This is a genomic window from Paenibacillus enshidis, from assembly GCF_042136365.1.
In the GTDB taxonomy this organism is placed as follows: domain Bacteria; phylum Bacillota; class Bacilli; order Paenibacillales; family Paenibacillaceae; genus Paenibacillus; species Paenibacillus enshidis.
Map to the genome: position 1 here is coordinate 182,671 of NZ_JBHHMI010000010.1, position 9,824 is coordinate 192,494.

General features: G+C 51.8%; 10 protein-coding genes, 8 tRNA genes and 1 rRNA gene. 2 read left to right on the forward strand and 17 right to left on the reverse strand.

Going from position 1 to position 9,824, the window contains the following annotated elements:
• Positions 1–34: 34 nt before the first annotated feature.
• Complete coding sequence (locus ACE41H_RS13780; RefSeq protein WP_375355865.1) at positions 35–1,039, forward strand: LLM class flavin-dependent oxidoreductase; 1,005 nt, start codon at positions 35–37, stop codon at positions 1,037–1,039.
• A 168-nt stretch (positions 1,040–1,207) separates the two neighbouring features.
• Here the strand turns inward: ACE41H_RS13780 and ACE41H_RS13785 are convergent, their stop codons facing one another.
• From ACE41H_RS13785 to ACE41H_RS13830, 10 genes are all read right to left on the reverse strand, one after another.
• Complete coding sequence (locus tag ACE41H_RS13785; protein ID WP_375355845.1) at positions 1,208–1,429, reverse strand: hypothetical protein; 222 nt, start codon at positions 1,427–1,429, stop codon at positions 1,208–1,210.
• Positions 1,430–1,502: 73 nt separating this feature from the next.
• Positions 1,503–2,087 carry an ATP-binding cassette domain-containing protein gene (locus ACE41H_RS13790; protein ID WP_445974744.1) on the reverse strand — a complete coding sequence of 195 codons (585 nt, stop codon included), beginning with the start codon at positions 2,085–2,087 and terminating at the stop codon, positions 1,503–1,505.
• Positions 2,063–2,377 carry a YbaN family protein gene (locus tag ACE41H_RS13795; RefSeq protein ID WP_445974745.1) on the reverse strand — a complete coding sequence of 105 codons (315 nt, stop codon included), beginning with the start codon at positions 2,375–2,377 and terminating at the stop codon, positions 2,063–2,065. The genes ACE41H_RS13790 and ACE41H_RS13795 overlap by 25 nt, the downstream gene beginning before the upstream one ends.
• Positions 2,378–2,658: 281 nt before the next feature.
• Positions 2,659–3,240, reverse strand: a complete 582-nt coding sequence (gene clpP / locus ACE41H_RS13800) for an ATP-dependent Clp endopeptidase proteolytic subunit ClpP (RefSeq protein ID WP_375355847.1) — start codon at positions 3,238–3,240, stop codon at positions 2,659–2,661.
• Positions 3,241–3,256: 16 nt separating this feature from the next.
• A complete protein-coding gene (locus tag ACE41H_RS13805; protein ID WP_375355848.1) occupies positions 3,257–3,991 on the reverse strand; it encodes an RNA polymerase sigma factor in 735 nt (244 codons plus the stop codon).
• 186 nt (positions 3,992–4,177) lie between these two features.
• Positions 4,178–4,251: transfer RNA gene (locus tag ACE41H_RS13810), tRNA-Pro, on the reverse strand.
• A gap of 60 nt (positions 4,252–4,311) precedes the next feature.
• A tRNA-Gly gene (locus ACE41H_RS13815) sits at positions 4,312–4,386 on the reverse strand.
• Positions 4,387–5,090: 704 nt separating this feature from the next.
• A complete protein-coding gene (locus ACE41H_RS13820; RefSeq protein WP_375355850.1) occupies positions 5,091–5,948 on the reverse strand; it encodes a transglutaminase family protein in 858 nt (285 codons plus the stop codon).
• Positions 5,945–6,880 (reverse strand): alpha-E domain-containing protein, encoded by a 936-nt coding sequence (locus tag ACE41H_RS13825; protein WP_375355851.1) that lies wholly within the window; start codon positions 6,878–6,880, stop codon positions 5,945–5,947. Before ACE41H_RS13825 ends, ACE41H_RS13820 begins: the two co-directional genes overlap by 4 nt.
• A gap of 77 nt (positions 6,881–6,957) precedes the next feature.
• On the reverse strand, positions 6,958–8,415 hold the full coding sequence (locus ACE41H_RS13830; protein WP_375355853.1) for a circularly permuted type 2 ATP-grasp protein: 1,458 nt from the start codon (positions 8,413–8,415) through the stop codon (positions 6,958–6,960).
• A gap of 325 nt (positions 8,416–8,740) precedes the next feature.
• Between ACE41H_RS13830 and ACE41H_RS13835 the strand changes: the two genes are divergently transcribed.
• Complete coding sequence (locus tag ACE41H_RS13835; protein ID WP_375355867.1) at positions 8,741–8,809, forward strand: hypothetical protein; 69 nt, start codon at positions 8,741–8,743, stop codon at positions 8,807–8,809.
• 143 nt (positions 8,810–8,952) lie between these two features.
• On the opposite strand, the gene ACE41H_RS13840 is transcribed toward ACE41H_RS13835, so the two are convergent.
• The 7 genes from ACE41H_RS13840 to rrf form a co-directional block, all read right to left on the reverse strand.
• Positions 8,953–9,036 (reverse strand) — tRNA-Leu (locus ACE41H_RS13840).
• A gap of 13 nt (positions 9,037–9,049) precedes the next feature.
• Positions 9,050–9,125: transfer RNA gene (locus ACE41H_RS13845), tRNA-Lys, on the reverse strand.
• 65 nt (positions 9,126–9,190) lie between these two features.
• Positions 9,191–9,267: transfer RNA gene (locus tag ACE41H_RS13850), tRNA-Asp, on the reverse strand.
• A gap of 14 nt (positions 9,268–9,281) precedes the next feature.
• A tRNA-Thr gene (locus ACE41H_RS13855) sits at positions 9,282–9,357 on the reverse strand.
• Between the two features lie 11 nt (positions 9,358–9,368).
• Positions 9,369–9,441: transfer RNA gene (locus ACE41H_RS13860), tRNA-Ala, on the reverse strand.
• 34 nt (positions 9,442–9,475) lie between these two features.
• Positions 9,476–9,552, reverse strand: a tRNA-Ile gene (locus ACE41H_RS13865).
• Between the two features lie 28 nt (positions 9,553–9,580).
• A 5S ribosomal RNA gene (rrf, locus tag ACE41H_RS13870) occupies positions 9,581–9,697 on the reverse strand.
• Between the last annotated feature and the right edge of the window lie 127 nt (positions 9,698–9,824).

The window sequence follows — 9,824 nt, forward strand, 5'->3', positions numbered from 1 at the left end:
TGATACAGTTTTGTTTGAGGTGATTGCTAACATGCTGACAAAGCTTGGTATACTTGACCAATCTCATATTCCCGAGGGCGGAACAGCGATAGATGCCCTTTCCCAGACAACACGGCTGGCACAGGAGGCGGACCGGCTGGGCTATAGCCGCTACTGGGTCTCCGAGCATCACGCCTCCAAGGCGCTCGCTCATTCCAGTCCGGAAGTGCTGATTGCCCATCTGGCAGCGAATACTTCACGGATTCGGGTCGGCTCTGGAGGAATTATGTTGCCGCATTACAGCGCATACAAGGTCGCAGAAAACTTCAGGCTGCTCGAGGCGCTCTATCCCGGCCGGATCGATTTGGGGATTGGGCGTGCTCCTGGCGGAATGCCTTTGGCAACACGGGCACTGCAGGAGGACCGGTACCAGACGGCAGACCGTTATCCGCAGCAGATCGTAGATCTGATCGGGTATTTGCAGGATTCTATTATGGAAAACCACCGTTTTGCCGGCCTTAAAGTTTCCCCCTCCATTGAAACGGTCCCCGAGCTGTGGATGCTGGGCTCCAGCGGGGAAAGCGCAAGATTAGCCGCCATTATAGGCACTTCCTTTGCATTTGCCCAGTTTTTCGGCACACCCGGAGGTGTTGAGGCAACCCGTCATTATCATGAACATTTCGAGCCTTCCCTGATGGAGGACCGTCCGCGTTCCATGGCCGCGGTTACAGTGGTGTGTGCGGAGAGCGAGGAAGAAGCAGATGAATTGGCCTCCAGTTCCGACCTGTTCTTTTTACAGCTGCACAACGGTCAGGAACTGAATTCACTCCCTTCTGTTGAAACGGCCTTATCCTATCCTTATACCGGGTTGGACCGCGAACGGGTCAGACAGTCAAGAGCCTGGCGCGTAGTGGGGACCCCCGCTCAGGCCCTGGAGAAGCTTAACCGGCTTGCAGAGCAATACCGTACCGATGAGCTGCTCATTGTGTCCTCCATCCATGATTTTGATAAAAGAGTCCGATCCTATCGCCTGCTCGCTGACGCGTTCGGTCTCAAATAATTTTTGATAAAACAGGCTGCCTGTCTGCCTTTGAAGCCATTCTTTATATCATGCTGTAAAAAAATAATAATGCCAATAAAAATCCCGCTGTTGGCCTATAACAGCGGGTTATTTTTTAGGACAGTTAAAGTTCGTCTGCACTTACTATTATGAAGTAAATGATTATGATTATCGCACAGTCTCTGAAGTATGTTCTTTCTCTGTTTCGCTTTCATCGCTGCTGTCGTTTTGAACCTGGCCAATCACCTTATCCAGCAGCTTCACCCATGGAGCAGCGTCACCGCCGCAGCTTTCAATATCGCCCAGCCAAGCCTCCAAATCGGAATGCTCTACCGGCAAATCGATCACCAGACTGTCTTCCTCCACCTCAATAACACAGCTTGATTTCATTTCAATATCCTCTCCTTTTTAAAATCCAAACGAATTATACGCCTCTTGCTGGCCAAATACAATGTCAGGTTTGTTAAAGTTTGATATGATACACTTCATCCGCGATATTCATCGTGGATTCACGGTGGGATATCAGCACAATTGTCCTTCCTTCCCGTTCCTGATCCAGCGCTTTCAGAATGATGGCCTCATTGAATCCATCCAGACTGCTTGTCGGCTCATCCAGCAACATTAGCGGGGATTGGCGGATAAAAGCCCGTGCCAGCCCGATTCGCTGCTTCTCACCGCCGGACAGTCTTCCGCCAAGCTCCCCGACCTTTGTACGGTAGCCTTCCGGCAGTGACATAATAAACTCATGCACGGATGCCTTCCGCGCTGCGGCTTCTACCAGTTCAGGGCTGGCATCCGCCCGTCCGATGCGAATATTGGCTTCAATTGTATCGTTGAACAGGAAGGTATCCTGCGTCACATAGCTTTGCAGGCCGCGCAGTGCAGCTGTATTGACCATACGGATATCCTGGCCGGATATCTGCACCGACCCGGTCTGCGGGTCGTAGAATCGCATCAGCAGCTTGAGCAATGTTGATTTGCCTGATCCGCTCCTCCCTGTAATACCCAGAATGCGGCCGCGGGTTACAGGTATACTGATGCTGTCCAATACCGCTGCTCCGTCATAAGCAAAGCTGATGTTACCCCATCCTGCCCCGGTAAATTTCGGATGGGCAGCTTCATTGAACGGGTGCGTATAAGGCTCTCCAGATGATTTTTGTACAGCCTTGTCGATATGAACCATTGATTAAAACGATCAGAACCCCGTGCAAAGAAAAAAGCGGACAGTAGCAAAAAGGGAGTACTCGGCAATAAAGGGAGAACTGCCCCGGCTGCTCCTAAAGCGAAGAAAAACAAACCCAATCCGACATATACGGGCTTCAAAGTATACACCTCCATAGAATTCATTCTGCAGCCTCGAGTACTTGCCCATGGTATGTAGTTCACCCCTCCTATCTTGACCCATAATGTACCAGACAAAGAAGTGGTGATTTTTTGACGATAATAATAATCATTATCAATAAAATATTATATACATTTTTATTTTTCTCGCATGTGATTATGCTCACAGCTTATTAAATATCTGCAAATGATTTGCGACGAAAAATAATGGAGATACTGTCTTGCCAGTAAAAAAAACAGGAAGCTCTCGCTTCCCATTTTTAAAGGCTGGTTTTCAGCTAAACACGTGTCACGATCCGGTCCACCAAACCATATTCCACCGCTTCTTCAGCCGAGAAAAAATGATCCCGGTCCGTGTCCTTCTCTATGCGCTCTAACGGCTGACCCGTATGATCGGACAAAATTTTGTTCAGTTTTTCCCGGCTTTTCAGAATTCGTTCCGCCTGTATCCGGATATCGGAAGCCTGACCCCGAGCCCCTCCATGCGGCTGGTGGATCATGATCTCGCTGTTGGGCAGGGCAAGGCGCTTGCCCTTGGTACCGCCGGTCAGCAGGATCGTTCCGAAGCTTGCCGCCATACCGGTACATATCGTTGATATGTCGGGTTTCACAAACTGCATCGTATCATAAATGGAAAACCCGGCCGTCACCGATCCTCCTGGGCTGTTAATGTACATTTGAATATCTTTCTCGGGATCTTCGGCAGCCAAATGCAGCAACTGGGCCACAATGATGTTCGCCATATGATCTTCAATCTCACCGGACACCATAATGATACGGTCTTTCAACAGCCTTGAATAAATATCATAGCTGCGTTCTCCACGGCTGGTCTGCTCCACAACGTACGGTATAGCATTCATATTGCATTCTCCTTTTCTACGCTGCCAATAGAGCCCTCGTTTCGTCCGGCTGCTGCCGTCGTGAGCCTGCTCTGCCCGCCCGAATACTGCCCTCGAGAATGACGGGAAGAAGCGCCTGCGGCTCTGCCGCATCATGCAGTCCCAGCTCAACGAGACGCTGGGCGTCACCGGATCGGAAAGCGGATAAGTAAGCCTTCAGCAGTTCTTTGCCTTCCTGATTCTCGGGAAGAGGAAACCTTTCGGAATACCGCTGCTTGCTGTTCGCCAGGGATGCACGTGCTCTTGCCAATGCAGCCTTGACGGCACCTTCAGTCGTACCCAACAATTCAGCGGCTTCACTGGTTTTGTACTGCAATATCTCCCGAAGTAGAAAGACAGTCCGCTGCCACGACGGCAACCACTGAATCAGAGCGGAAAGAGCCAGCTCGATATCCATCCCATACCTGTCTTGATACGCGGTCTTTATGTTTAAACGTGAGGTAGCGCGCTGGCCTGCAGCTTGTCGTCTAATCCGGTCAATCCAAATATTCCTTGCTGAACGGATGAGATACGCCTCCCAGTTTAAATCCGTGTCCTGCAGCGGCAGCTTTCCAAGCAATTGAAGGCAGGTGCTCTGCACCAAGTCTTCCGCTTCCCATGTAGAGCCTGTAAGCTTGAGGCAGTATTTAAGCAAAGAAGGCAGAGCTTTCAGAAGCTCGGCATGCGTCTGTTTATTTAGATAATCAGATTGTACGGATTTCACAAAGGCCATAAATGGGGCCCCCCTTTGTTAGGTCCTTGTTAAAGGTTTCATAAGGAAGACGTTTAGAGGCGTAAAAAGGATACGCCGCAAGGACAATATTTTTTAAAAAAATCAATAAATTAAAAAAACGCTACCCGAAGAAAAAGCTGTCTTCAGAATAGCGTGTATTAGGTCTAATAACAAATATTAAGGATATCGGGACGACACGATTTGAACATGCGACCCCCTGGTCCCAAACCAGGTGCTCTACCAAGCTGAGCTACGTCCCGATGTGTATATAATCATACTGCTAGTTGCTTTAACAGTCAATTATCAATTAGGGTAAAGGATGGAGCGGACGACGGGAATCGAACCCGCGACCCTCGCCTTGGCAAGGCGATGCTCTACCGCTGAGCCACGTCCGCAATATATTCGCGCTGAAGCGACTACGTCATTTTATCATAAGCGGAAGATAAGTCAAGAAAAAGGAATTCAAGCCCTACCTGGAGCAGAGCCGGCGCATTCAAGTTTCCGTGGACTTGTTGGAGAGCTCGGCAAGAATGCTTCGATTGGATGCGGCCGAACGAAGACATTTATTTCTGCTTGCCCGCAAACAGGAAGCGCCCGGCCATTAATCCCTGTGGAATTGGTGAGCTTTCTGGTGCTCAATTTCGCGTTGAATATGCCAGGTTTTATTCGTGTCGTATTACAGTTCATTTTGCTTCACAACCGTCGTTTCCCCCGTACTTCCCGGTCTAGCAGGATTCCCGTAGCTCCCAAGTTTTTTGCCTGCCAGTCAGGGATTCGGCTGGTCTTCTCTCAACTACTCAGGCTATGTCGTAACGAGAAAGGGACGGACCTACCGCAGCGTCAGCATGGATCAGCATTGGCGGTTTTGGATTAGGTGCCCACCTGAACTATTTGTGAATATGCAAAAAGCTCCTGAATCTCCACAAGAGGAAATTCAAGAGCTTATTACCTGCATAAACAACAGATAACGGGCTTATGCAGGTGATTTTTAAAATTGAACTCAACGCTCTTTATGGCTGTTCTGTTCAACTTAGCGTGAATCCAACTCGAACGGTTCTCGGCTCTGACCAGAGTCCGCGGAAAGACGGCAGCATCCGGGTCACAGTTGCTGCACGTCTACCTCGACCGACATGTTCTGCAGCGGCGTGCCGCGATAAATCCCCTTGACGGGGACGATATCAAAATAATCCCGCCCATGCCCCAGCTTGACGTACCGTTCATCCACCCGATTGTTGTTCGTCGGGTCGAAGCCGAGCCAGCCGGTGCCGGGAATGTACGCTTCGACCCAGGCATGAGACGCCTGCTCGAAGTCGACCGTCCGTGTCTGCAGATCGCCGATGAAGTGGTAACCGCTCACGTAACGGGCGGGAATGCCCTTGGCCCGGCACACCGCGATCATCAGATGGGCGAAATCCTGGCAGACCCCCTTCTTCAGCCGTAGAAATTCATCCGTTCGCGTCGTGACGACCGTGGCGTTCGGCTGATATTGAAAATTGCGGTATACCTTCCCGCCCGTCTCCATGACCAGATCGTATACTCCCGCGCCGGGGAGCGATATTTCGTCTGCATACGCCCGAACGTCTTCGCCGACAGACGTGTAGGGCGTCGGCAGTAAAAATTCCGCGAATTTGTTTTGCAGCGCTTCGTCGGCAAGCGTCCGCCAGTCGTCCTTCGGAGACAGCACTTGATTGCGGACGCCGTCGTTATTGTGCGTAACGACCGTCGATACGGCCGTAATGACGAGTGCGCGATGCCGGGCGTTCACGGTGAACGCGTGGATCCGGTTGCCGAAGAAATCTTCATACGTGAACAGCGAAGCGTTCGGCTCCACCGAAATGGTGTGGTGGTAGCACGCCTGGCGGTAGTTCGTCCGCGGCGACAGGCGAATTTCATTGACACTGTCCGCCACCGGCTCCTCGTAGCCGTATTTGGTCGTATGCGAAATTTTGAGCTTCATGCTCGAACCCCCTGCCTCGCGCGAAAAAAAGCGTCACCCACGGCCGCGCCGAGCTGATTGATTGCCTCCATACCGTTCAAAAGCGAACCTTTTGCAAGCTCGGAAGTGTCTAACCACGACAGCTCGGACCGTGCCTTCACCACGAGACGAATCGCCTTGTCGAGCGCCGGATCGGCTCCGTTCATGCCGCGGATCGTATGAAGGTTCGCCTCCAACCCGCTCAGCCCATGCTGAACTGAGCGCGGGAACAACTCGTTCATGATGAGCAGCGATGCCGTATGCTCCAGCGTGAAATGATCGGAGTAGAGGCGCCGGTACACATCGACGCCGCCAAGCGCTCGTACCGCGGAAAACAAGTAATAGGAAACGCGGGACTCGTCGTCGGCAATAGAACGGTGCAGCGACTCCAGCAGCCGCGTCGTATTTTCCGCTCGCTCCAAATACCGGCCACTCTCCATGATGAGCCACTGCTGATCGCGGAACATCATATGCTGTGCGGCACCGTAAAACATCCCCATATTCTCCTTCACTTTGCGCAAAAACAGAAACGGGGATTCGTACAGCAATTCATTCGCCTCGCCGCTTCTCAGCCATAGTGCAAACCCATTCACAATGTCCCACAGTTCCTCTGGCAGCCGTTCCCTCACCGTCTTTAAATTCGTCTTCGTCGACTGAACGCATGAGTGAATGGAGTTCGAGTGACTAGCATCGAGCGCCACATAGAAGAGCACGTCTTGTTCCCGATATGCAAGTTGCGCGGTCTCGAACTGTGTGGGGTCTCCCACCGCCCGCACCATACGGATCCACAAGTGGTCTTCGTCCGCCGTCTCTTCGCGAATATGATAGAACGCGTCGATCAACCGGGCGTGGTTTTCGGCCCGCTCCGTGTAGCGGCCGATCCAAAACAACGATTCGGCAATTCGGTTTAGCATGGCGAACCTCCTCCTAAAAGTTTTGTGAGACTGCTTCCTGAATCAACTTCGAGCAAAACTCGCATCGGAAGCATAGGCTATTCTCTTAGCACCCAAGTGTCCTTGCAGCCGCCGCCTTGCGACGAATTGACGACGAGAGATCCTTCCTTCATGGCGACGCGGGTCAGCCCGCCGGGGATTACATGCACGGATTGTCCGAACAGGGCGAAGGCGCGCAGGTCGATATGCCTGGGCACACACCGACCTTGATCCATAATCGGCGCCGTTGACAGCGATATCGTCGGCTGTGCGATATAATTGCTGGGGTTCATGCGAATGTTTTCCGCAAAACGCATAAGTTCCTCTTCTGTGGCGGAAGGCCCGATCAGCATCCCGTATCCGCCGGACAGGGACGTCTCCTTGACGACCATCCGGTCAAGCCGCTCCAGCACATACTCCCTCTCGTCGGGACGCTCGAGCAAGTACGTCGGCACATTCGGCAAAATCGGCTCCTCGTTCAAGTAATACCGGATCATGTCGGGGACGAACGTATAGATCGCCTTGTCGTCGGCGACGCCGGTGCCCGGTGCGTTCGCGATCGCCACATTGCCGGCGCGGTATGCGTTCATCAGCCCGGCGACCCCAAGCACCGAATCCGGCCGGAAGGCGAGCGGGTCGAGATAATCATCGTCGATGCGCCGGTACACCACGTCGATCCGCTTCAGGCCCGTCGTCGTGCGGGCATAAATTTTATGGTCGATGCAGACGAGGTCGCTGCCCTCCACCAGCTCGATGCCCATCTTCTGGGCGAGATACGTATGCTCGAAGTAGGCGGAATTGAATTTGCCCGGAGTCAACAGCGCGACGGTCGGATTCGCCCGGTCGCGGGGCGCAATCCGCTTCAAGGCGGACAAGAAGGTGCTCAGGCTGTGCTCGACTTCCGCCACGGTACAAGAGAAATACGCATCGTGAAAAAAACGTTTCATCATCATACGCGTCGTGAACAGGTACGAGAAGCCGGACGGAGATCGAAGGTTATCCTCCAGCACGAAAAATTGGCCGTGCTCGTCGCGAATCAGATCGATGCCGGAGCATGTGACGTAGATATCGTCCGGTACGTGCAGACGCATCATCTCCGGTCGGAAGTACCGGTTCGACACGACCATTTTCCGAGAAATAATGCCGTCGTTTATAATATGTTGGTCGTGATACAAGTCGTATAAAAACCGATTCAGCGCCTTCGTCCGTTGAATAACTCCCCGCTCAAGCTCCAGCCATTCGTGCTGCGGAATAATGCGGGGGAAAATGTCGAACGGAATCGTCCGTTCCAACGCATCCTGCTGCCCGTCGGCGTAAAGCGTGTAAGTAATGCCTTCCTCCAGCATTCGCCGATTCATCGCCCGCTGCCGTCTCTCCAGGCTTTCGGCATTCATCCGCTGAAGCCTCTCGTGCAGCCGCTCGTAATGCCCGCGGACCGCACCGGTGCCGTCGTACATTTCATCGTAAAAAGAAGAAACGGAATAGGCTTGGTTTAAAGGAAGATTTGAAATGTACATGCCGAAAACCTCCTTTCCAGAAAAATATAACATCTTATACTCAATAATATCACATATTATGTAGTTGTAAATTACATATTGAACGATAATCAATTTTATTTGTGAATTTTTTTTCGATTAGGGGAGGTTATAGCTGTTTTTATGTAATGTAATATAACACATTAAAGCAGGCCACCGCGGGAACCGGGTCTCAAGGATGCCTTTATCCCCCCAGTAAAACGGCAAGTCATGAGCGCTATAGCTCTCATTCACGCAAACGGGAAAGACATCCTCTTAAACCAGGCACCTTTCCTCTGAAGTTGCGGGAGGGTTTACAGGCGTACTCATCGGTTTATATGCCTATGGGCAAGGCTCTATGGCTGAGTTTTCAAAATTCAAGTGCGATTATCTATAAACCTCTCCTTAAACAGGTTGCCTAGAAAAATGTAAAGCCGGTTCCTCGGGGTTAACCTGGGAACCGGCTTTAATTGTAACAAATATGAAGAAGCTCCTGAATCTCCACGTAAGGAAACCCAAGAGCTTTTCATTTTAAAAAGATGCGGTCGAGAGGACTCGAACCTCCACGGGGGTTAGCCCACACGGACCTGAACCGTGCGCGTCTGCCAATTCCGCCACGACCGCATATATTGGAAACTGGTGAGCCATGAAGGACTCGAACCTTCGACACCCTGATTAAAAGTCAGGTGCTCTACCGACTGAGCTAATGGCTCTCAATAATCAATTTCGCTTCGATAAACCCTTCTTGGGTTTCCATCCCTGACATTATTTCTAAAAGTGGCGGAACCGACGGGATTCGAACCCGCGATCTCCTGCGTGACAGGCAGGCATGTTAGGCCTCTACACCACGGTTCCGCATTCACTTGAAATGGTGCCGGCGAGAGGACTTGAACCCCCAACCTACTGATTACAAGTCAGTTGCTCTACCAATTGAGCTACACCGGCTCATACCTAAATGGAGCCAAGGGGGATCGAACCCCTGACCTCATCGCTGCCAGCGATGCGCTCTCCCAGCTGAGCTATGGCCCCATATGAAAATAATTGTTCTATTAAAATCTATGTATGGTGGGCCCTAGTGGACTCGAACCACCGACCTCACCCTTATCAGGGGTGCGCTCTAACCAGCTGAGCTAAGGGCCCTAATATGTATCCTTCCCCGAGGGGATTTGCCTGGCAACGTCCTACTCTCCCAGGACCCTTCGGTCCAAGTACCATCGGCGCTGGAGGGCTTAACGGTCGTGTTCGGGATGGGTACGCGTGGAACCCCTCCGCTATCGCCACCAGACGTGCAAGGGTTTACACCCTGAAAACCGGATCCGAAACGTCATTGCGTTCTATTCATTAGGATAAGCCCTCGACCGATTAGTACTGGTCAGCTCCATGCATTGCTGCACTTCCACCCCCAGCCTATC

Excerpts from the sequence above, each read along its gene's own strand:
- ACE41H_RS13785 (WP_375355845.1), bottom strand. The coding sequence starts at position 1,429 with ATGAAATCAAGCTGTGTTATTGAGGTGGAGGAAGACAGTCTGGTGATC.
- ACE41H_RS13795 (WP_445974745.1), bottom strand. The coding sequence starts at position 2,377 with ATGGAGGTGTATACTTTGAAGCCCGTATATGTCGGATTGGGTTTGTTT.
- clpP (WP_375355847.1), bottom strand. The coding sequence starts at position 3,240 with ATGAATGCTATACCGTACGTTGTGGAGCAGACCAGCCGTGGAGAACGC.
- ACE41H_RS13805 (WP_375355848.1), bottom strand. The coding sequence starts at position 3,991 with ATGGCCTTTGTGAAATCCGTACAATCTGATTATCTAAATAAACAGACG.
- ACE41H_RS13820 (WP_375355850.1), bottom strand. The coding sequence starts at position 5,948 with ATGAAGCTCAAAATTTCGCATACGACCAAATACGGCTACGAGGAGCCG.
- ACE41H_RS13825 (WP_375355851.1), bottom strand. The coding sequence starts at position 6,880 with ATGCTAAACCGAATTGCCGAATCGTTGTTTTGGATCGGCCGCTACACG.
- ACE41H_RS13830 (WP_375355853.1), bottom strand. The coding sequence starts at position 8,415 with ATGTACATTTCAAATCTTCCTTTAAACCAAGCCTATTCCGTTTCTTCT.